The organism is Rhodoferax sp. GW822-FHT02A01, from assembly GCF_038784515.1.
GTDB lineage: Bacteria > Pseudomonadota > Gammaproteobacteria > Burkholderiales > Burkholderiaceae_C > Allorhodoferax.
Genome location: NZ_CP152376.1, coordinates 4275556 through 4299212 on the forward strand (window position 1 = coordinate 4275556; position 23657 = coordinate 4299212).

Below are 23657 nucleotides of genomic sequence, written 5' to 3' on the forward strand. Positions count from 1 at the left end.
CTTACCGACCAGGACCCGCCATGAACCGCAATTGTTATCAGCTTGTATTCAGTGCCACGCTCGGCATGGTTGTGCCGCAGGCAGAGACCGCCCGCAGGCGGGGTAAATCACCGGCCAGCGTCACCTTGGCTGGCGCAATGCTAGCTGGCAGTCTGATGGCGGCCCCTGCCTATGCCGTGCTGCCTGTGGCTGCCAATGGGGGAGTTCCAGGCAACTTTGCCAAGCTGGGGACGGCGAGCTACCAGGTCAACGGCAATGTGGGTGTGGTCAGCCAGGTGGGCAACAAGTCCATCCTGAACTGGAAGAGCTTCAATATCGGTGCAGGCAATACCGTGCAGTTCCGTCAGGTGGATTCATTGGCCACCAACAACCTGGTGCAAGGCGCCAGCTTCACTTCGCTCAACCGCATCTGGGACGCCAACCCCAGCGTCATTTCGGGTGCCATTACCCAAGGCGCCGGGCAGCAGGCCAACATCATTCTGGTCAACAACAACGGCATCGCCTTCATGAATGGCGCGCAGGTCAACTTGAACAACTTCACGGCCAGCAGCCTGAACATGGTGGACAGCTTCATCACCAACGGATTGCTGGGTGGCAATGAGGCGCAGTTCAATGGCACCAAGGATTTCAACAATGCCGACCTGGTGAACAAGGGCTTCATCAAGGTCATGGAAGGCGCACAGATCACAGCGGGAAGCCAGGGCCGCGTCATGCTGTTGGCACCCACCGTGGTCAACCGAGGCACGATCACAGCGCCCGATGGGCAGGTCGTACTGGCCGCGGGTAGCAAGGCCTATTTGCGTGTGTCAGATGATGCCAATCTGAATACGCGCGGTTTGCTGGTGGAGGTGGAAGTTCCTACCGATGCCGGAGCGACCCACACTGCGGTGCCTGCTGGCTTGGCAAACAGTACCGAGGACAAGCTGGGCCTGGCCAGCAACAGCGGTACCTTGTTCACACCGCGCGGAAACATCACCATGGTGGGTTATGCCGTCAACCAGAACGGCATTGCAAAAGCCACTACCTCGGTGGTGTCCAACGGATCCGTGTACCTGACGGCCAGCGGCTACAACAACCCATTGCTCAGGCCCACCATGGGCGATCCCAGTGCCACCGGCAACGTCGTGCTGGGCAGCGGCAGTGTGACCACGGTCATGCCCGAAGTGGCGGATACCACCACTTCGGTGGATGGTACCGGTGGCATCGGCTTGGACAAGCGCTCGGAAGTACGTGTGGTGGGCAATCGCATCTACATGGCCAGTGGCGCACAGGTGATTGCGCCGTCAGGCAAGGTGGACTTTCTGGCGGTGGATGACTCCACCACACTCCAGTCGGTTTCCCCTTTCGCCAAACAATCCAGCACGGCGCGCATCGACATCGCATCTGGTGCCTTGATCGATGTCTCCGGCCTCAACGACGTGGCTGTATCGGTGGCGCGCAACACCGTGGAAGTGCAATTGCGTGGTGACGAGTTGAAGGACTCGCCCATCAACCAGGTGGGCCCCTTGCGCGGCCAGACCGTGTACGTGGACATCGCCACGGCGCAAGCCACTTCCAACTCGTTGATTGCCCAGGACAGCTTGACGGCCTATGCGGCCAAGACCACGCGCACCGTGGCAGAGCGGTCCACTGCAGCTGGCACCGTGAACATCCGTTCGGAAGGCGAAACCATTCTGGAAAACGGCTCCACCATCAATCTGTCGGGTGGCAGTCTGGACTACCAGAGCGCCGTGGTGCAGCGCAGCCTGGTCAGCTCCGGTGGCAAAACGGTGGATATATCCAAGGCCCTGGCGACCACCCGCTACACCAGCTTGGCGTCCAAGCTGGTGGTGGACTATGGACGCTGGAACCACACCGAAACCTATAGCTCCGGACCTTCCAGCCGTTATGTGGAAGGTTATGTGGAGGGCAAGGATGCGGGCACCCTGAATGTGACGTCCTTGGGGTCGGCCTATATCCAGTCTGATATCCATGGCACCACCACCGTTGGTAGGCTGCAGCGCGCAAGTGCCAATACGCCCAAGGGCGCCACGCTGACGATCAACTCCGGCCTTGGCTCCACGACCGACTACAAATCCAACCAGCAGGTACTGATCAAGGACGGTGCCAGCAGCTTGGCCGCGGATTTTGCCAAGGATGCAGCACTGACCGCTACGCAGCAAGCCACCCTTGAAATCAACGGCCAGTTGCTGGGCGTGGACAAGGTTGCCAACCTGGACATCTATGCCAACAACAGCCTGGTCAGCGATGCCACGCTGACGGCACCCGACAAGGGTGAAGTCACGTTGGTGGCCACTGGCTTGACGGTTGAAAAGGACATCACAGTCGCAGGCGGCGCCATCACGCTGTCGGCCCGCAACACCTCTGGTACCGACATTGGCGCCCGCACCCCCAGTGTGAAGATTGCCGACAACGTGGCATTGAGCGTGGGTGGCAAATGGGTGAACGACAAGCTGGCTGGTACGGCGGCGTCTGTTGTGCCGTTGCTGAATGCCGGCACCATCAGTGTGACGGCTGCGGTCATTGGCGATCCCAGTGGCGGCTTTCTGACCGAGGGCATGGTCAGCTTTGGCCAAGGCGCATCCTTGGACGCAAGTGCTGGTGCTTATATGGACAGCAAAGGCAAGATCAGCAACGGCAAGGCCGGCACGCTGGAGGTGTCTGCCTACGGCGTCAACGGTTTGCCCTCCGCCATGCAGGCCTATGGTGCCACGCAGGGTGGCACACTCAAGCTCACGGCCAACAAGATTCAGCTGGGAGGGCAAGCGGCTGCCGACACGCTGGGACTGGATAGCGGACTCCTGACGCGCGGAGGTTTTGGCAGCTACCAGTTGACCGGGTTGACATCGCTGGATGTAGCAGCGGGAACGCAAGTGCTTGCACAGCAGAGCAACCGCAAGATCCTGTCGCAGGATGTTGGTACGGGCGCACTCCGGGGTGTGGGTTCCTTGGCTACCGGTACGGCTATGGCCGACGTGGGCCAGGTACTGTTAGACGACAGCACGGTGCGCAAGGCCGTGAATGTGACACTCTCGGCGCAGAAAGACACCGCCGGAACTGGTGTGCTGACCATTGGACGCGGCGCCAGCCTTACCACCGAGGCCGGCGGCACGCTGAACCTGAATGCGCTCAATACGCTGGACGTAGAAGGAGCCGTGGTCGCACACGGCGGCACTATCAATCTGTTGTTGGACCGGGGTAATCTGACACCCGGCAATGCAGCTGATGCGAATGCCTTGTGGTTAGGTAGCGGCGCGGTACTGGATGCCAGCGGCATCGCGGTAACTTCGGTTGACTCCAAAGGCCAAACCAAGGGCACCGTATACGCAGGCGGTACCGTCAATCTCAATTCCACCAAGGGCTATATAGCCGCGCTCAAAGGCAGCCGCATCTCGGTGAACGGTGCCGCCCCGGTGTGGTTGGATGTCAAGAACGAGAGCGGGGGCATAGGCCGCATGCAGGGCAGCGAGGCCGGCAGTGTGGTGGTGTCTGCCCAGGAGGCCCTGGTTCTGGACTCCACTCTCCAAGCACAGGGCGGATCGGATGGCTATCGCAATGGCAACCTGAGCATCACGCTGACAACGACCACACGTCCTGACGGTCAAGCCGGTTATGACACCTATGCACGTGAGATTCACCTGGCCAGCAGCGTCGCTACGCAGATCAGCAACCGCACGGCCACCGATGTGAATCCGGTGGTTCTTCCTGGAACGGTCGTCCGCTCCCGCCTTGGAGCTGACACCATAGAGGCTGGCGGATTCGATACGGTATCCATCAGCAGTCCGGACGGTATTGTGCTGGAGGGCAATGTGGACATCGGTAGCAGCCGGGCACAGCCCATGCGCGAACTCAAGCTCGACGCCGCACGTATTGAGACCGATGGCGGCAATGTGACTTTGACCGCCGACGCCGTGCGCCTGGGCAACTATGACACCAACAACCGCATCGGTACCGCTGGAACCAGCCAAAGCGCGGGCACGCTGACGGCCAATGCCCGCATGCTGGAACTCGCGGGAAACTTGCGTCTCAAAGGCATGGCTTCTTCCACACTGACGGGGACGGAACTGGTGCAACTGAGTGGCATCACGCGCGACAAGTTGGATGCGGCAGGAAAGACCACCGATACGTATGAAAACTCAGCCACTATCACCAGCACTGGCAACCTGACTTTGCAAGCAGGTGTGGTCACACCCAGCACCTATGCCGATATCACGCTGCAGGCGCCGAGCAAGACCATCCGTTTTGAAGCGGTGGGAGATGCGCCTACCCAGCCTTTGTCAGCACTGGGGCGCCTGGAAGTGGACGCCGCCAATATCGAGCAGGCCGGACGCATCTGGGCGCCGCTGGGCCAGATTGCATTGAACGCTGGCAACGCGGTGACCTTGTCTGCCGGAAGCGTGACCTCGGTGGCGGCGGATGCCGGATCGATTTTGCCGCTGGGCCAGATTCAGAATGGCTTGAAGTGGGTGGTTAACGTAGATCCTGCGAAGGTACCGAAAGGGCAATTGGAGGTGTCCGCACTGCCGCAAAAGTCGGTCAGCGTGAGCGCCACCGCAGTGGACATGCAAAGCGGCTCCACCGTCAACGTGGCCGGTGGCGGTGATGTCCAGGCGTATGAGTTCACCGTGGGGCCTGGTGGTTCGCGCGATATTTTGAGTGATGCCAACATCTACGCCGTAGTGCCCAGCTTCAAGGGCGGCTTTGCGCCCAGTGATCCGCAAGAGAGTTTCAATCTGCGCGTTGGCACATCCATTTACCTCAGTGGAGTGCCGGGCCTGAAGGCCGGCACCTACACCTTGCTGCCAGCCCACTACGCGCTGTTGCCAGGTGCCTATGCCGTGCGTCTGGATACGGCGTCGAGCATCCTGCCGGGGCAGGAATACACGCGCCAAGACGGTGTGCGCATTGCCAGCGGTTACCTGACCGACTCGCGCGCCAATGCGCCACGGGATGCCACCTGGAAGGGCTTTGAGGTGCTGACTGGGGCGCAAGTGCATGCACGCTCGGAACTGACCGTAACCCAGGCTTCGGACTTCTTTGCCAGCAGCAATGGGCCTGCAGATGCCGGGCAGCTGAGCATCTCCACGACCGGCCAGGGGGCGTCCAGCCTGCAACTCAACGGCACCTTCGTGACGGCAGCAGCCAGCGGTGGAAAAGGCGCTGTTGTGGATATCAGTGCCAATGAACTGGCGATTGTCAACAGCGCCACCGCAGGCAACTACGGCACGGCCACACAGGTGAACGTAGACACCCTCAATGCCATGGGCGCCAGCAGCTTGTTGCTGGGCGGTACACGCACGGTGAGTGGCAGCACGACCAGCATACAGGTAGGTGCCAATAACGTCACATTGGACAATGGTTCGGCAACCCCTTTGCAGGCCCCCGAAGTCATTCTGGCCGCCAACAATGCGGTGGACCTGAAGGCCGGTAGCAAAATCGTCGCCGATGGCAGCGGCACCGATGGCGGCACGCTCACCACTTCGGGCATGGGTGCCCTGGTGCGTGTAGCCAATAGCACAGCCACGTTGGTGCGCAGTGGCAACCCGGGCAGCACGCGCGGTACGGTCACCGGTGACGCCAGCAGCGTACTGCAGTCCGCCAAGGCCATCACACTGGACGCCACCAAGGACAACAGTTTCAAAGGCAGCTACGTCTTTCAGAAAGATGGAAAGGCAGTGGCAGGCTATCTATCCGTGGGTGCGTCCAAGATCAACTTTGGCAACACCGGCAGCACGCCCAACGTGACCGGCTTGACATACACACAAGCCCAACTGGATGCGCTCAGTGCGTTGGCCAGCATGAGCTTAGTCAGCTACTCCACATTTGACATGTATGGTGATGTGCAGGTAGGTGGTCTGAATGAGAGCCAACGGCCCACGCTGGCCAGTCTCACGCTACAGGGGGCAGGCATCGTGGGGCACGGGACTGCCGGCAATGCCGCGTCCATCCATGCGCAAACGGTGCAACTGTCGAATCCGGGTGGGGTTGCGTTCTCCAATGGCGGCGTCACCGGTGCGGGTCAGTTGCACGTGGTGAGCGACACACTGGTTCTGGGCAATGGCGACAAGACGTTGGACCAGTTTTCGAACGTCTCGATTTCTTCCGGGCAAGTGGTGGGGCAGGGCACGGGCAGCCTGAACGTGAATGCACCGGTTGTCGTCAACACCGCCCGCATCACCGGCGCGGCAGGCTCTGACCAGACCCTGGCAGTCAATGGTGGCTCGGTCGCGGTGAATGCATTGACGTCCGCAGTCGCCCTGACGCCGGTCACCGAACTGGGCGCCAAGTGGACGCTGTCCGGTGACAGCGTGGCCATCAACACCGAAGTGGACCTGTATGCGGGCAGCCTCAAGGTGGTGGCCAACAGTGGCGATGTCATCCTGGGTGCCAACGCCAAGGTGGACGTGTCTGGTCAGACGGTCAGCTTCTTTGACCAGCAGCGTGTGTCTTCAGCGGGTCGGGTAGAACTCACCAGCGCAGCGGGCAATGTACGTTTTGACACCGGGGCTTGGGTCGATGTGTCAGGCGCCGCCGGTGGTGACGCTGGCACGCTGGTGCTATCCGCCAAGGGCAGCAATACCAGCACGGTACAACTGGCCAGCGGCAATGTGCGAGGCACCAACGCCGCCAATGCACAGGGCGAGAGTGGGGAGGGTGCGCGCGTGCAGGTCGACGTAGGTACCTTGGCGAGTTTCTCCAGCTTCAACGGCGCGTTGGGCAGCGGCTTTGTCGGCGAGCGCCAGCTGCGTGTACGCAATGGAGATGTCACGGTCGATACGGCAGACGTAGTGCGTGCCAAGACGGTGGACATTGCTGCGGATGCGGGCAGGCTAACGGTCAAAGGTTCCGTTGTAGCCTCAGGAGCGGAGCAGGGCAGCATCTCGTTGAACGCGGGCTCGGACCTGACGCTGGCGTCCACCGCTTCCCTGAGCGCCACCTCCAGCGCCAGCGGCAAGGCGGGTGGGAAAGTTGCGCTGGGCTCCACCAGCGGCAAGATCCGCGCGGAAGCTGGCAGCAACTTGGACGTCAGCGCACTCGCCGGTGGCGTGGGTGGGCAGGTGAACCTGCGTGCCGCGCGTACCGATGGCAGCGTGGATACGGGTGTCAAGGTAGAAGCCTTGAACGGCAGCATCACCGGCGCCAGCTCCGTGGTAGTGGAGGCCGTCAAGACCTATACCGGTGTGAGCAACATCACCGGTACGCTGACCAGCACCGCCTGGAACAACGGCAGCACCCTCACCCAGGGCAACATGGTGTTTGACAACGCCAGTGTCACGGCCCATGCGGGTGCCATTGCCAGTGCGCTCAGCACGCATCTGGACCCGTCTCTGTTGCATGTGCGGGCCGGCGTGGAAGTGCAGTCGGCACTCGACCTGAGCATCAGTAGCGATTTGAATTTTGCAACGCTGCGTACCAGTACGCTGGAGCCGGGCGCACTGACGCTGCGTGCCAGCCGCAATCTGAACGTCAATGCCAATGTGTCGGACGGATTCGTCAACGCCACGCGCAACACAACACCAACCGGAAGCGTGCCAACCTCGCCGCTGGCATTGAACGCTGACGGAAGCGGCAAGAACTCTTGGTCGTATCGTTTTGTTGCAGGTGCTGACACGGCTGCTGCCAATGTGATGACCACCAAGGCGGCTGGCGCGTCCGCAGGCAACCTGGCGCTGGCTGCCGACAAAATGATACGCACCGGGACTGGCAGCATTGCGCTGGCAGCGGCCAACGACATCACCTTGGGCAGCACAGGGTCTGTGGTCTATACCGCCGGGCAGCTGTATTCCGCCACCTTGTCTGACTTTGTCGCACCGATATCTGCGCAGAACGCCAAGTTCACCCGCAACGGCGGCGACGTCAGCCTCAAAGCCGGTGGCAACGTCCGCATGGTGGCTTCCGATCAGCTTTATTCAGAGTGGTTGTTCCGGCAGGGCCGTCTGTCTGCGGATGGAACTTATGTGGCTTCGTATACCCAGAGCGGGGTCACTTCCACCGTTGCCGCTTCACCCGCCTGGTGGACACGCTTTGACCTGTTCAAGCAAGGCGTAGCCACGCTGGGTGGTGGCAATGTGTCGATCACAGCCGGTGCCGACCTGATCAACGTGGGTGCTAGTGCAGCCACCCAAGGCCGACTGAATTCCGCCACCGCCGATGCAAGCAAGTTGCTCAAGACGGGTGGAGGCAATGTGCGCCTGGAAGCCGGTGGCAATGTGTTGGGAGGTGAGTTCTACGCCGACAACGGGTCGCTGGTGGTCAAGGCGGGTGGTCAAGTCGGGGGGGCTGTCAACAGCTCCATCATCGGCACGGTGTATCCGGTGATTGCGCTGGGTGATGCCTCTGCCAAGGTGCAGGCGCTAGGGGACATCAATATTCTGGCAGTCGTCAACCCGACGCTATTGCCCCAGTCTGTGGGATCGAACACCACGGGAAACCTGCAAGGAAATCCCGCTGGTACTGCACGACGTACCGCATTTTCCACATACGGCGACACCTCCGAGGTGTCGTTGAGCAGCCTGTCTGGCGACGTTGTTTTGCATACAGCCACTGGTGGTGAAGGCGTTTCCAGCCTGACAAATGCCTACACCAATATTTTGGTTTCCTCCGAGGGAGGCTACGGAGAATTGATCAACTACATGCCTTCTCGACTGGAGATGCTGGCCTTGCAAGGCAATGTAAAGGTGGGTGTTACACCCAACGGTGGCGTGTCTACGCTAATGCCCTCCACCACGGGGCAGCTGGATTTGCTGGCCAAGGGCAGTGTGACTTTGAATAGCTCGTTGACCGTGAGTGACCGAGACCCCGCATTGATCCCCGCTCCGGCCACGCCGATTGACCCCTCGTTGCCCTCCAATGTGCTGACCAGTACGACGGCACAAAAACACGCGAGTACGCCTGTGCATGCCAATGACACGGAAGCGGCGCACATCTATGCGGTGACAGGAGATGTGTCGGGCGTATCCCAGGCCACAGACGACACCAAGTCCACAACGCTGGATATTTCCAAGGCAGTACAGGTGCGCGCCGGTGAGGATGTGACGGACTTCAACGCCGTGATACAGAACGCCAATACTGACAGCGTCAGCTTGGTACAAGCCGGACGCGATATTGTTTACGCGGCGGCCACCAAGCGCACCGAGAACGACGGCATCAAGGTAGCAGGCTCCGGCAGGCTGGAGGTGACCGCCGGCCGCAACCTGGACCTTGGCACATCCGGTGGCATCCGTAGCCTGGGCAACCAGGAGAACGTGAATCTGCCAAGCCAGGGTGCAGACCTGCAGCTCGCAGCAGGTGTGGGTGCGCAAGGCATCGACTATGTGACTGCGGTTCAGCGCTTGCTGACCAAGTTGGAGGCGGGATCTACGGACGACGCCACATTATGGGAGGCCCGTTGGCTGGCGGGCGACGACAGCCTGAACGCCGCACAGGCCCGCACGGCCGTTGCTGCCATTGCCAGCCAGAACACCGAAACGCATCGGCAAAAAATGCGCAACATGGTGTACACCGCGTTGCGCACCACCGGGCGTGACTACAACGACAAATCCAGCGCGTTCAAAGGTGACTACGCGCGCGGCTATGCGGCGCTGGAGTTGCTGTTTCCGGGCATATCTACCAAATCCAACGACGGTACTTTTGCAAACTACAAGGGCAATGTGAATCTGTTTGCCAGCCGGGTGAAGTCGGAGAGCGGCGGTGATATCGAGTTCATGGTGCCAGGCGGCAAAGTGGTGGTGGGTCTGGCCAACACGCCCGAGGCATTGGTTGGAAGCTCCAAGTCTCCCTTGAGCAATGTGCTGGGCATGGTGGTTGCGGGCACGGGCAATATCAAAGGCTTTGCGCGCAGTGACATCATCGTCAACCAGTCGCGCATCTTGACGCTGGGTGGTGGTGACGTGATGCTGTGGTCCAGCGAAGGCGGCATTGACGCCGGCAAGGGCAAGAAGACCGCCAGCGCCGTGCCGCCGCCACTGCTGGTGACCAACTATGAAACCGGCACCACCAGTCTGGTGCTGCAAGGCGCAGCCACCGGTAGCGGTATCGGCGCGTTGGCCACTGCAGGCGTCACTGCGGGCGATGTGGATCTGGTTGCTCCCAAAGGCACGGTCAATGCAGGCGACGCCGGTATTCGGGCCGGCAACCTGAACGTGGCCGCACTGGACTTCAAGGGCGCCGACAACGTCACGGTGAGCGGCAAATCGGTGGGCGTGCCGGTAGCCGACATGAGCGCTGTGACCGCTGCCGCATCCGGTGCCAGCTCCATGAGTGACGACGCCAGCAAGACGATTGCCGCGGCCAGCCAGAGCGCTGCGGATTCAGCGCGCTCGGCCCAGGCACTGGCCACTTCCTTACGGCCACCCGTCGTGCGCGTGGACGTGCTGGGCTTTGGTGAGTGACATGAACAGCAGCGCCATGTCATACGCGTTACATACGCTATTCATAGGATTGCCGCTCAGGGCGAACCGCGTTCTTTTTGACTATTTATATCCAACTTCCATGAAACGTATTCTTGCCATCGTCGCCCTGTTTTTGGTCATGCCCCTGTCTGCTCACGCCTGGTGGGAAAAGGACTGGACTGGCAGAAAAAAAATTACCCTGGACACCAAGGCTGCAGGCATCTCCAGCGATGTGTCGCAAGTGCCGGTGCTGGTGCGTTTGTCGAGTGCCAACTTTGATTTTCTGGCGGGCAAAGAGGATGGCAGCGATTTGCGTTTCCTGGCCGAAGATGACAAGACCCAGTTGCCGTTTCAGATAGAGCGCTTTGACAGCATCAACAACCTGGCCTTTGTCTGGGTGCAAGTGCCCAAGCTGCAGACGGGCAACTCCACGCAACACATCTGGATGTATTACGGCAATACCAAGGCGGCGGCAGCGGCGCCTGCGCCGGTGTTTGATGCGCAGCAGCTCGCGGTGTACCACCTGGGTGAAACACAAGGCCTGCCGCAGGATGCCAGTGGCAAGGCTCTGCATGCCACCGAGTCACATGCCACCGTGGTTCCGTCCGGTCTGATCGCAGGCTCTGCACACCTCAATGGTGACGGTGGTGTGGTCGTGAAAAACCCTACGCTGCAACAGACCAAGGAAATCACCGTGTCGGCCTGGGTCAACCCGGAGCGCGGTGATGGAGAAGTATTTTCCTTTGGCAACGTCAGCGTGTCGTTGCTCGGTGGCGTGCCGGTTTTGAAAATGGGTACGGTGACCTCCAAGGCCGCAGAGGCACTGAGCCTGAACACCTGGCACCATGTGGCGGTGAGCGGTGGCGCGCAGGCCGTGTTGTTTGTGGATGGCAAGGCTGTGGCCAATGCGGCTGGTTTGCTCGTAGCCACCGATGCGTTGCGTGTAGGCGCAACGCTGGTCGCTCAGGTGGATGAAATCCAGGTATCGGGTGTGGCGCGCAATGAGGCTTGGCTGTCGGCTCAGGTGCAGTCACAGGCTGAGCAAGGCAAGTTGCTTTCGCAAGGGGAAGAGCAAACCACCGACACCAGTGAAGGCCCCAACTACTTCAAGGCCACGCTGCAGAACCTGACGGTGGACGGATGGGTGGTGGTTGGCATCTGTGTACTGATGTTTTTCATTGCCCTGTGGGTAATGGGCAAAAAGCTGGTGCTGCTCAATCGCATGGAGCGCACCAACCGTCACTTCAACGAAGAGTTTGGCAAGACCACTCGCAAGCTGCTGGAACTGGGTCAGGATGCCAAGGCACATGCCGGTGCGTTGGATGGTCTGTCTGCACGCACGGACGACTTCTCTTCGTCATCACTGCACCGCATCTACAAGGTGGGTGTGATGGAGCTCATGTCGCGTTTCCCCAAGGTGAATGATGAGCACCACGCCTTCCCGGTTGTTTCGTCGCAATCCATCAATGCGGTGCGTGCCACGTTGGATGCACAGCTCACGCGCGAGCGCCACGGGCTGGACAAGGGCATGGTGCTGTTGACGATTGCCATTTCCGGCGGACCGTTCCTGGGCTTGCTGGGCACGGTGGTGGGCGTGATGATTACCTTTGCCGCCATTGCTGCTGCAGGTGACGTCAATGTGAACGCGATTGCCCCCGGTATCGCCGCTGCTCTGGTGGCTACCGTGGCGGGTTTGGGTGTGGCTATTCCCGCGCTGTTTGGCTATAACTATCTGCAAACGCGCATCAAGGGTGTGGGTGCCGACATGACGGTGTTCGTGGATGAGTTCGTCACCAAGATGGCGGAAAACTACGGAGGCTGATCATGTCCAAGGCGCAAGAAGACGGTGCAGTCTATGACGACATCAACATCACACCGATGTTGGATCTGTCGTATGTGCTGCTGGTGATATTTATATTAATGACCACAGCCTCTGTGCAGGGCATCAAGGTGAATCTGCCCAAGGCCAGCAACACGCCCAGTCTGGCCAAGCCGGCTACCAAGGCCATCACCATCACGCAGGATGGCAGCCTGTATCTGGACGCCTATCCCATGGCCACCATCCAGGATCTGGAGCAGCGGCTGGTGGCGCTCAAGGGCGCCACGCCGGACTTCCCCGTGGTGCTCAAGGGTGACTCGGCGGTGCAGTACGCCAAGGTGATGGAAGTCTTGGACATGCTGGGGCGGCTGGACCTGAACCAGGTTGGCTTGGTGACGCAGCGGTTGGTCAAGTGAGTGCGAAGAAGAGTTCATGGCAGCGCTATCGCCTGCCGTTGCTGGCGCTTGCGGTTGTCGTGGCGCTGGGATTGCTGGTGGCCTGGCTGGTCAAGCTAATGGCCGGAGGTGAGGAGCCGCGCAAGAAAAAGGTGATTCAGGAAATTGCGCTGATGAAGCCGCCACCACCTCCACCGCCACCCAAGACGCCGCCACCGCCGCCCAAAGAAGAGATCAAGGAAAAGATGGACATCCCCAAGCCGGATGCTCCGCCCACCAAGGCCGAGGCGCCGCCGCCAGGCCCAGACCTTGCGGTGGACGCGGCAGGGACTGGAGCTGGCGACGGCTTCGGGCTAGTGGGCAAGAAGGGCGGCTCGGACCTGATCGGAGGAGGGGGCGGCGGCACGGGCAACAAATTTGCCTGGTATGGCGCGCTGCTGAAGGAGCGCATCCAGGACGTGATTGCAAGGGACAAGAAGTTGCGCACTGCGGGGGAGTTTCAGCGCAGCGTGAATGTCTGGATGTCCAGTACGGGCGTGGTGACCCGCGTGGAGCTGCTGGGCGCCGGTGACAAGCCCGAAGTGGACGAAGCCATCAAGGCCGCATTGCGGGCCATGCCCGCCATGCGCGAAAACACACCCAGCGACATGCCGCAGCCGATCCGGTTGCGCGTTGCGTCTCGATGAATAAAGAAAGAAATAGCTGTGATGTTTATCCCCAATATGAAAACAAAGACCTCGGCAGTGGCGTGTGCAGTGCTGCTACTCGCCGCCGCGGGCCATGCCCATGCAGATGAGGCGCAAAGCCTGGAAGCCTTGCGCCAGACCACGCTGGGGCTGATCCAGGCGCTGGTGCAGCAGGGCTTTCTGACCCAGGAAAAGGCCGACCAGCTGGTGCGCCAGGCGGAGCAGAAGGGTGCTGCGCCGGAGGTTGCTACGGCCAAGACAGAAAAGGCGCCGATCCGCGTGCCCTATGTGCCCGAAATTGTGAAGAAGCAGATCAGCGACCAGCTGCGCGAAGAGGTAATTGCCCAGGCCAAGGCCGAACGTTGGGCCGATGCCAACGCGATCCCCGAGTGGGTAGACCGCATCAAGGTGGAAGGCGATATACGTGTGGGTCTGCAGAGCGACACCTACGGTAGCAGCAACGGCGCATCGGCCACGTATCTTGCAGCCAACGGCCAGAACATCAATGAGATGACCGATGAGCGCAACCGCTTGCGTATGCGCGCACGGCTGGGCATCAATGCAAAGGTCACGCAAGATCTGTTCGCCGCCTTGCGCCTGACCACCGGCTCCGCCGCCGACGCGCTGTCGACCAGCCAGACCCTGGGCGCATCCGGTGTCAAGAGCAGCTTTGCGCTGGACCGCGCCTTCATGCGTTACCACGACGACGAGGGATTGCCCTGGCTGAACGTGACGGCCGGACGCATGCCCACGCCTTGGTTTGGAACCGACCTGGTCTGGAACGAGAACCTGACGCTGGATGGCATCCAGGTGCAGATGGATCCGGCGGCCAAGACCGACCAAGTCTGGCGCCCCTTTGTGGGAACCGGTCTGTTTGCGTTGCAGGATATTGAAACCTCCACATCCAACCAGGCCAAATCCAAATGGCTGGTCGGATTGCAAGGTGGGGTGGAGTGGATTCCAGACAACAACAAGCGCGCTAAGATCGGCCTGGGCTATTACGACTTCCAGCACGTCAGCGGTGAACGCAACAGCTATAACCTCACCACCACCAACAACACGGCCCCGGGCTTCCGGCAAAAGGGCAACACCCTGTTTGATATTGCCAACGATGGCGGTGCGACATCGCTTTACGCATTGGCCTCGGACTACCAGCTCGTCAACCTGACGGCCATGCTGGACGTAAGCCTGAACGACCCGGTGCACCTGATCTCCACCCTGGACTATGTGGAGAACATAGGCTATGACCACGAGAAGATCCTGCAACGCACCGGACTGGATGTGGCACGTCAGACCACCGGTTACATGCTCAAGTTTGCTGTGGGTATGCCGTCCATGCTGCTGCGCGGTGACTGGCAAGCCTCGCTGGCCTACCGCTACCTGGAAGCCGATGCCGTGCTGGACTCCATGACCGACAACGACTTCCATCTGGGCGGCACCAACAACAAGGGCTATGTGCTGGGCATGCAGTACGCGCTGGGCCGCAACAACTGGATATCTGCACGCTGGCTCTCCAGCAACGAAGTCTCCGGCCCGCCGCTGGCAGTCAACGTTCTTCAGGTTTATTTCAATGCCAAGTTCTGACGCACATAGCAGTTCACTGCTGGTTACGTTTGGCCTGGGGCTGTGCCTGTTGGTGCAGATCTCCGGCTGCGCCATGGCGCCCGAGCAACTGGCCTTGCGCCGGCGCCTGGAAGCCGGGGTGCAGACGCCCGAAGACATGGTGCGCTTTCGCACACCGGACGCGGAAAACAAGCAACTGGTCGCCAGCGGTCAGGATTGGCCGCCGGCTTCCACTGTTTCAGCCAATGGCGTGCTAATGAAGGCCGCCAGCAATGGTGATCTGGCAGCAACCAAGGCCGCGTTGAATGCGGGAGCGCACGTCAACGCCGTGACCGAGTGGGGCAGCACACCGGTGCAATTGGCAGCACAGCAGGGCCAGGGCGATGTGGTGCGGCATTTGTTGCGCGCCGGTGCCGTGGCCGACGGGCGCGGCGGTGCCATGTCGCCTCTGGCTGCAGCGGCGCTGGGGGGGCACGCCGAAGTGGTCAAGTTGCTCATCAGCAAGGGCGCACAGGTGGATGGCAATACCGACACGGGTGAGTCCCCCTTGATGCAGGCGGTGCGCCTCAACCGTGTGGACGCAGCCGCTGCGCTGCTGGAGGCCGGAGCCAGGCTGCAAGCGCGAAGCCGCCAGGGTGACAGCCTGTGCATGGTGGCTATCAATGAAAACTATCCGGCCATGCTGGCCTTGCTGCTGCGCCATGGCGCCAGTCCTAGCACGTCGGATCGGGACGGACTCACGCCGTTGTATTGGGCAGAGTTCTACAAGCGCGATGACATGGTGCAACTGTTGTTGGCAGCAGGCGCCAAGCCGGATGTGAAGAAGCTGGCACTGCCTGCCAGCAGCAGCTATACGCTGGGAGAGTTTTGATGAAATACCCATGGATTGCATTGGTTTCGCTGGCATGCCTGTTTGCCGGCAGCGCACTGCATGCCGAAGAAAAACCCGGCGCCCGTGAGCGCGAGGCATTGCGCCGCGTCCAGACGCAACTGCAAACCGTGCAGCAGGCGCAGACCGCGCTGCAGGAAAAACTGCGCGTAACCGACGAAGAAAAGGCGGCACTGGAGCTGCGCGTCAAAAGCGAACAGGCGCGCGCCAATGCCGATGGGCAAAAGAACAAGCAGTTGCAGATAGCTCTCGATGCTGCACTGGAGGAGAACAAGGCAGTGCTGTCTGCCAAGGCTGAACTCGAGCGACAACTGAAAGCCTCGCAAGAGCGCGCAGCGACGCTCGACAAGGAGCTGGCACAGACCAGTGCCCAGTTGAAAGTGTCGGAGGGCGCACTCACCAGCCGCACCCGCCAAGTCAACGCCTGCGAGAAGCGCAACACCGAGTTGTACGGCCTGGGCCGCAAGCTGGTGGCGCAATGCGCCGAGCCCGCGCAAGTGGATGTGATGCAATTACCTCAGCAGCTCAGTGGCGCCAAGCGTGTGGCCTTCGAGTCGCTGATGGAGGAGTACCGCGACAAGCTCGATGCCGAGCGCCTGCGGCCCGCAGAGCGGGCCCAATAAGCTACACCGTAAGGATTCGCCATGAAAAGCAAACTGTCTCGTCTGCGGCCTCTGGGCCTGTCTCTTATGCTGGCTACGCTGAGCGTGAGCCTGTGCGCGCAGGAGGCGGTCATCCGCAAGAACCTGGCTAAGCGCTTGCCCGAGTTCAAGACCATTGATGAAGTAACCAAGCTGCCGATACCGGGCATGTATGAGGTGCGCGTCAACGGTACCGACCTGTACTACACCGATGCCCAGGGCAACTACATCATTAAGGGAAGCTTGCTCAATACCCAGAACCTGCGCGACCTCACCAAAGAGAAGATGGACAAGCTCATGGCCATCAAGTTCGAGGACTTGCCCAAGAAGGACTTCTTCACCATTGTGCGTGGCAACGGTCAGCGCAAGATTGCCGTGTTTGAAGACCCGAACTGCGGCTTTTGCAAGCGCTTCGAAAAGGACTTCCAGGAGGTGGACAACGTCACCGTGCAGGTTTATCTGTATCCCATACTTGGGCCCGATTCCAAGGAAAAGTCCAAGAAGATCTGGTGTGCCAAGGACCGTGGCGCCGCCTGGAAGGACTGGATCCTGAATCAGGTTGCCACCACCGGCGGCATCATGCCTTGCGACACCACGGCCCTGGACCGCAATCTGGAGTTTGGCCAGCGCTACCGTGTGGAAGGAACACCCACCTTGTTTCTGGCCGATGGCAGACGCGTGCCCGGCGCGCAGGATGCAAAGCAGGTGGAGAAACTGCTGGGCGAGGTGCAGGTGCACTGAATGCGTTAGCCCCGCACCAACAAAAAACGGGAGCCTGAGCTCCCGTTTTTTTGTTCAGCACATGATTACGCTTGCTTGGCCTTGCGGCGCTTGACCACAGCACCGATCAGGCCCATGCCGGCGAGCAGCAGGGCGTAGGACTCGGGCTCGGGCACGGCGGCTGTGATGGCCGTGTATTGCAGATTCAGGAAACCGTTGTTCGGACCGAGCACCCAGCTGTTGCTGACGGTGCTGTAGTGGGCCTCCGCAGTGCCGAAGCCGGTGGTGTCAGCTGTCTTGGCGATGCGCGACAGTTGAATGCCCGTCACGCTGGGATCGCTGCTGGTCAGGTAGGCGATGTAGCTGGTGCCGGAATTCAGGTTCAGGCCCAGGTTGTCGAAAGAAATGGTGGTGTAGCCGCCGGTCGAATTGAAGGTCTCGACTGCGGAACCGCTGGTGGTCAGCAGGGGTGTTCCGGCCGCAATGGTGGTGGGGTTCCATTGCGCCACGTTCAGTTGCAGGGATGCTGCAACATTGCCAAGCGCGTAGAAGCTGAAGGAGGAGAGTGTTTCGGCCGAAGTGAGGGAGAACACTTCGCCAACCTTGGGTGAGTCGCCGCTTGGGTTGGCTGCGTTGCCAAAGTAGGCGAAGGGCAAGCCAGTGGTCGCGCCGCCTGGAACGTTGGTGTAGGTGGCGGCGGATGCGCTGCCGGCGATGACCAGCAAGAGGCCGGCGAGTACTTTCAGTTGAAACGCAGATTTGGTCATGGTCTATTCCCCAGGGTGTTGATTTATGGATGAAGGTGTGAAGTCGTTTGATCGAACCTCAGTTGGGGAATGTGCGCCCTGAACGTTACGGCGGTGTGCTACAGGACATCCATCGCATAGTCCGAAAGTAGCTCTTTTATGACCGCCGAATGCCACGGAACTTATTGGGGTTGATCTGTTGCCAATGAGAATGGTTCGCAACTAGAATGGGTAAACGGACAAGCGTTGTTGCATCAAAGGTGTCCGCTCTATCGGGTGAATATCACCAGACTGCACAAGCCAGCCGTTGCCAGCCAGTGCCTGAACCAGTTTTAGGAAGCACTATGTTGAGCAAACCCAATTTGGCGTGCGTAGCGCCTACGTCCGCACCTTTGCAGCCCTCATCAACAGGTTCCAGGCGCAGACGGCTTTGGGACCTGGAGCACCAGTGCCATTGCACTGTGGTGGGTGTGTGCTTCCCGCTGGACGCATTGCGCCATCTGGTGAACAAGGCCGCCGGGGAAAAGACCCTGTTCGACGACTACCAGGTGCACGTGGGCGCGGTGGCCCAGTGCGCGCGTCGCAACGTGCTGTCCGAGCTCATGCAAGTCGATCTGGAAAGGCGATATGCGCTGCAGATCAAGGCCTACCGCGCGGCGAAAACGGCCAAGGAAGTTGCAGACCTGTGGGCTGCTGCCATGCGCCACGGCGATGTGGCGGGTGCCTATTGGGCGGCGCTGACACACCCGCGGTGCGATGGCGCGCTACAGGACGCACTGTGTCGCGACATGCACATGTTGCAGCATCAGGCGGGGGCATCGGTGCGTGTGGACATGGCCAGGTTCCATGCGCTGATGGATGAAAACGCAGTGCTCACGCGGGAGTTGTCCAAGGTGCAAGATCGATGCACACGGATGCTCGCAGAGAAGTGCGGCGAAGTGAAGGCGCTGACCGCACAGGTCTTGCAACTCCAGGCAGAGATTGCTGCCAAGGACAGCCGCCTCGCTCAGTTAGCAGAGTGTGGGGGCCGCATGCAGGATGTGCAGGCCACCCCGCGTTTGCTGAGGAAGTTCGAGTTGCTGACGGCGCGACATTCCCAGCTCGAAGCACATAACGTCGAGTTGCAATCCAAGCTGAGATCCGCTGCAAGACTGCTGGAAGCGCTGTGCACCGAATCCATGAACACGCAAGGCACGCATACAGCAGATACCGCAAGACCGTACCGATCCGCGGCACCGTTGCGATTGAATCAGAAGACCGTGTTGTGTGTGGGGGGACGAAGCGGCAGCATTGCCAACTATCGCCAGGCAATAGAGCGCGTCGGAGGCAGGTTTACCCACCACGACGGCGGCTTGGAGCAAAGCCAAAACGTTCTGGATGCCAGTCTGGAGGCTGCCGACCTGGTGATTTGCCAGACGGGCTGCATCAGCCACAACGCCTATTGGAAGGTCAAGGACTTCTGCAAACGCACCGGCAAACAGTGCGTATTTGTCGAGAGTCCAAGCGCTTCGTCCTTGGTTCGCGGCTTGGAACACCTGTCAAGGCTGGACACAGCGGACATTTCGGCACAGAGTGCTTCCGTGTCTCAAAACACCACGGGCAATGCGCAATGCGTTGGCGGATCCTCTTAAACGAGGTCGGGACATTCAAGGTCTAGGCGAACACGCTTGACAGTTGCTCAAACAAAAGAGCCTGCTACCGAATATGTAGCAGGCTTTCGCGTATTTCATGGGTTCTTCCTGCTCCTCGATCCGCGGCCTGAACCAGAGACCTGTGGATAGGCAAGGGAGTGAACCTGATTTATCTCCGCATTGGTTGCCTCAGATATGACCAATATCAATACTTGATAGATTTAAAAATGTAACCTTATCCCATATGAATGCATATTCATAAGGAGATTCGCATGAAGCAGCAAGCAAGTGAGCACCCTGACAAACGTGCTGAATTGGCGCTTGTTGCACTGGACCACATAGATGCAATGATCGCTTTTTGGGATCGGGATCAGAGATGCCAATTCGCAAACCGTGCCTATTACGACTGGTTTGGCAGATCCGTGGATCAGATGGCGGGGATTTCAATGAGGGATCTGTTGGGCCCTCTGTATGCCAAAAATCTGCCGTACATCCTGAAGGCCATGGCGGGTGAAAAGCAAGTGTTCGAGCGTGAAATTACGCTCCCCGACGGCGACGTGCGATTCAGCTTGGCAACTTATACGCCCCACATCGTTCAAGGGGTTGTGGAGGGAATCTATGCCCATGTTGTGGACGTCAGCAAGCTAAAGCATTTGGAAAACGAGTTGCGAATGGCCAAGGCAGCGGCGGAAGAACTTGCAACGCATGACTTCTTGACGGGACTTCCCAATCGGCTGCTCTTGAACGACAGAATAGTGCAAGCGCTTTCATCGGCTCGACGTTCTGGGCAAATAGTTGCGGGCATTAGCCTCGATCTGGATAGCTTCAAAAAAGTCAATGACCACTATGGACATGCCACTGGAGACCAACTTCTGGTCCAGGTCGGGTCTCGCATCACGGGTGCACTGAGGGAAAACGACACCGTAACAAGAATGGGCGGTGATGAGTTCTTTGTTCTCATCGGAGGAACCGAGTCTGTGGTTCAGGTAGAGAACATGGCCCAGCGTATTTTGGACAGCTTCCAAAAACCATTTCAGCTTTCTGAGGCAACTTTGTTTGTAACCTGCAGCCTTGGAGTTGCGGTCTGCAGCCATTGCTCAATAGAACCAGGCCAGTTGATTCAGCTGTCTGATCATGGGTTGCTGAAAGCAAAAGAGTTGGGCAAGAACAGATACGTAATGGAGCAGTTGTCAGGGCCGTCCACAGCGTCCCAAGCAGAGAACGCGTAATCAGCGTCAAAAAATGAAAAAGGGTCTGCACTTGCGTGCAAACCCTTCTCATATCTGGCTCCTCGACCTGGGCTCGAACCAGGGACCTACGGATTAACAGTCCGTAAAAGTCAATTTTTGTAGCTTTCCGTGAGTATTTGAAGTCAACATAAGCTGTTGATTTATAACAAAATAGAGTCCATAATAGTCCGTAAGCGTACAAGAGCATTTGGCTTTAAACTGGCACCAAATTGGCACCAGTCTATCTTGCGGTCACGAAAATGAAAACTACACCATCCGCAGAGAAAACCACCGGCGAGATTCTGCGCTCGCTCAAAATCGGACAGTTCACCACCATCAGCAAGATTGACCAGTGTGGCGCACTGCAAGCACGTCGCTTGGCGTCCGGCACGATCACCTTTTACTGGCGATATACCCATGACGGTAAGAGCGACCGCGTGGTCATCGGTCCTTATGACGCCAGTGCGCCTCCCAAATCCTTGTCTCCTGGCAGCAAGGGCTACTCAGTGGCCGCTGCAACCGAGGCATGCCGCGAAAGAGCGACCATCCAAGTACAAAACGCACCTGTTGGCGGTTACCGTGGACACGTAGCTTCAATCAAGCGTGATCACGAAGCCGCCCAAAATGCGCTGACTGACGCCCAGGAGCATAGCGTTTCAAAGCTCCTGGATGCATACGTCTCCTACCTGGAGGGTAAAGAGCGGCGTTCGGCTTCAGACGCACGTTCCATTTTTAAACATCATGTCAAGGACGCACATCCTGACATTGCCAATGGACCGGCGGTTCATCTCACCCCTGAGAACGTAACCGACATGATGCGTACGTTGATCAAAGCTGAAAAAGGGCGAACCGCCAACAAGCTGCGTTCCTACTTGCTGGCGGCATATCAGTGCGGGCTTGACAGCAAATCACGGGCATCCATTCCAGCGATTTTCAAGTCCTTCAAAATTTCCAGCAACCCTGTGGCGTTAACCAAAAGGGAATCTGAGTTTGACAAAGCTGACAAAAATCAATTTGAATTGGAAGAACTCCAGACATATTGGGGTCTGATCAAAGACATTGCTGGTATCCGTGGTGCCGCACTGCGGCTTCATTTGCTGAGCGGCGGCCAGCGCATTGAGCAACTGTGCAAGCTCAAGAGAGAGAACGTCACTGACAAGACATTCACATTGTTTGACGGCAAGGGGCGTCCTGGAAAGCCACCGCGAGTAAATTTTCTGCCACTGTTTTCAGGCATTTCGGCAGCAATTTCTGAACTCGCAAAAGAAAATACAGGCGAGTACGCAATATCGACCGATGGCGGAGCTACGCCGTTAAGCGCCATGACGATGACCAATTGGGCCAAGGATGTGGCGAAAACCAAGATTGATAACTTTCAGCTAAAGCGCGTTCGCTCAGGAGTTGAAACTGCATTGGCGGTTGCTGGTGTGAGCCGCGAAATTCGTGCTCATTTACAGTCGCATGGACTAACTGGGGTACAAGATAAACATTACGATGGTCATGACTATGTACCGGAAAAGCAATTTGCACTGGAAGTCCTGCATGCGCTGCTTGAGGGCAAGCAGATCAAGTTAATTCCCTCCCTCAAATTGGTTTAGTCCTTTTCCCTGGGTGATTTCGCCGGTAATATGGGCTAGGCGTCGGAATGTCCGAACGTCCGAAGGCGATTTGCAGGATCACTGGAAATGAATCGGGAAAGCCCAAATACCTCAGTAGCCACTGAAGTCGAGACCGGCAGTAGCGGCCATGGCGATATAGCGGAAGACGTAGAGCAGCAGATTGCATCCGACACTGGTGACGTGGTGGCGCCACCCAACGACGCCATGAATGCTTCTGAATTAAGCGTGCCCAATGAGCCCAAGCGGCCAAGACACCAGCCGAACTGGATCGTCTGGAACGACAGACTCCTGGTCTCCCTGTTCAGCGCAATCTGCTTGGTCCACAACATCACGCCGGGCCGCAAGTATGTTGCCAAGCTGAAAGAACTCGACGATCCTCGTTGCCGACATTTTGAAGGGCATCTCCTCACGCTTAAGCAGTGGCAGCGGCTGGATGACCGATTGCGTTCATTCCCTGCCTCGGATACAGAACCCACCGACCGTACAGAAATTTCCCTGCGCAGCTTCATTGAATTTGTCAAAGATCAGAATCCTTTTGGCGGAATCACCATCCCAAACCAGTTCTGGCAGTTAAAGCCACCTCTTTTGCCATTGTTGTCTGCACCAGGCGGCGCTGCCTCCATAGTGAACCAAACCCGGTCTGTCCCTTCTTCTGTGCCGGACGTCGGTATGCCGGCAGAGACTGCACCTGCCCAGGTCAACGCACTTCAAAGCCCAGCACATCCAGAGCCAACACCAATGCTGGCATCCCTGCCCTTGTCACCACCACTGTCCCCCGCACCACAAGTACAAGCACAAGCGCTAACAAAGCATGAGGGGAACGCTCAAGAACGGTCCAGCCAGGAGCCGGACGAACCAACGGAAAACTCCAAGCCAGCGAAACGACGGGCACCAAAACCAGTCAGGGATGACCTGCTGCGCAACGTCAACTTGGACCAGCCCGGTTTCCTCAACATCGACCAAGTGCTGGCGCTCACCACTGTTTCCCGGTCTGGCTGGTACGACGGTATCCAGAAGGGGACATACCCTTCTCCGGTGCCCCTTGGTGGCAAGCGCAGAGTCGGCTGGCGCACACAGGACATCAAGAAGCTCCTTGGCGATCTGGCAAAGTAGCTGTGGCCATCTTCGGGCTGGTCGCAGTTGTCATCTGGTGGGTGGTGATGGGCGTGATGCTGCTGCTCACACGGTCTTCCGACAAATCCAGCAAGCAATTGCGCTCATGTGCGGAAATGAGATAGATAAAGATAGCGCCTGTCCCATGACGTCGGCGAGGTGATTACCCAGAATAGCGTCACTGCATTTGAAAGGGGCAATTTTGCCGCGTCTAC

The 23657-nt window shown here is 59.0% G+C and carries 13 protein-coding genes; 12 read left to right on the top strand and 1 reads right to left on the bottom strand.

Annotated features, from left to right (window positions below; all coding sequences use genetic code 11):
• The first annotated feature begins 20 nt into the window (after positions 1 to 20).
• From AAGF34_RS20365 to AAGF34_RS20400, 8 genes are all read left to right on the top strand, one after another.
• Positions 21 to 10391, top strand: coding sequence for a filamentous haemagglutinin family protein (locus AAGF34_RS20365; RefSeq protein WP_342617531.1), 10371 nt, complete (start codon positions 21 to 23; stop codon positions 10389 to 10391).
• Positions 10392 to 10491: 100 nt separating this feature from the next.
• Entirely contained in the window at positions 10492 to 12213 is a 1722-nt protein-coding gene (locus AAGF34_RS20370; RefSeq protein ID WP_342617532.1) for a DUF2341 domain-containing protein, read from the top strand.
• Between the two features lie 2 nt (positions 12214 to 12215).
• The gene (locus AAGF34_RS20375) at positions 12216 to 12626 is read left to right on the top strand and encodes a biopolymer transporter ExbD (RefSeq protein WP_342617533.1); all 411 of its coding nucleotides are present in this window, start codon (positions 12216 to 12218) and stop codon (positions 12624 to 12626) included.
• Positions 12623 to 13291: a hypothetical protein gene (locus AAGF34_RS20380; RefSeq protein WP_342617534.1), complete on the top strand. Its 669-nt coding sequence runs from the start codon at positions 12623 to 12625 to the stop codon at positions 13289 to 13291. The genes AAGF34_RS20375 and AAGF34_RS20380 overlap by 4 nt, the downstream gene beginning before the upstream one ends.
• Positions 13292 to 13327: 36 nt before the next feature.
• Complete coding sequence (locus AAGF34_RS20385; protein ID WP_342617535.1) at positions 13328 to 14875, top strand: putative porin; 1548 nt, start codon at positions 13328 to 13330, stop codon at positions 14873 to 14875.
• Positions 14862 to 15725, top strand: coding sequence for an ankyrin repeat domain-containing protein (locus AAGF34_RS20390; RefSeq protein WP_342617536.1), 864 nt, complete (start codon positions 14862 to 14864; stop codon positions 15723 to 15725). Before AAGF34_RS20385 ends, AAGF34_RS20390 begins: the two co-directional genes overlap by 14 nt.
• Positions 15725 to 16366, top strand: a complete 642-nt coding sequence (locus AAGF34_RS20395; protein ID WP_342617537.1) for a hypothetical protein — start codon at positions 15725 to 15727, stop codon at positions 16364 to 16366. The genes AAGF34_RS20390 and AAGF34_RS20395 overlap by 1 nt, the downstream gene beginning before the upstream one ends.
• A 21-nt stretch (positions 16367 to 16387) precedes the next feature.
• A complete protein-coding gene (locus AAGF34_RS20400; protein WP_342617538.1) occupies positions 16388 to 17125 on the top strand; it encodes a DsbC family protein in 738 nt (245 codons plus the stop codon).
• Between the two features lie 65 nt (positions 17126 to 17190).
• Here the strand turns inward: AAGF34_RS20400 and AAGF34_RS20405 are convergent, their stop codons facing one another.
• The gene (locus AAGF34_RS20405; RefSeq protein WP_342617539.1) at positions 17191 to 17871 is read right to left on the bottom strand and encodes a PEP-CTERM sorting domain-containing protein; all 681 of its coding nucleotides are present in this window, start codon (positions 17869 to 17871) and stop codon (positions 17191 to 17193) included.
• A 323-nt stretch (positions 17872 to 18194) separates the two neighbouring features.
• Here AAGF34_RS20405 and AAGF34_RS20410 point away from each other — a divergent pair, with 323 nt between their 5' ends.
• The 4 genes from AAGF34_RS20410 (at position 18195) to AAGF34_RS20425 (ending at position 23442) form a co-directional block, all read left to right on the top strand.
• A complete protein-coding gene (locus tag AAGF34_RS20410; protein WP_342617540.1) occupies positions 18195 to 19481 on the top strand; it encodes a DUF2325 domain-containing protein in 1287 nt (428 codons plus the stop codon).
• A 272-nt stretch (positions 19482 to 19753) separates the two neighbouring features.
• Positions 19754 to 20710: a GGDEF domain-containing protein gene (locus AAGF34_RS20415; RefSeq protein ID WP_342617541.1), complete on the top strand. Its 957-nt coding sequence runs from the start codon at positions 19754 to 19756 to the stop codon at positions 20708 to 20710.
• 260 nt (positions 20711 to 20970) lie between these two features.
• A complete protein-coding gene (locus AAGF34_RS20420) occupies positions 20971 to 22308 on the top strand; it encodes an integrase (protein ID WP_342617542.1) in 1338 nt (445 codons plus the stop codon).
• A gap of 87 nt (positions 22309 to 22395) precedes the next feature.
• On the top strand, positions 22396 to 23442 hold the full coding sequence (locus AAGF34_RS20425; protein WP_342617543.1) for an AlpA family phage regulatory protein: 1047 nt from the start codon (positions 22396 to 22398) through the stop codon (positions 23440 to 23442).
• Positions 23443 to 23657: the final 215 nt, after the last annotated feature.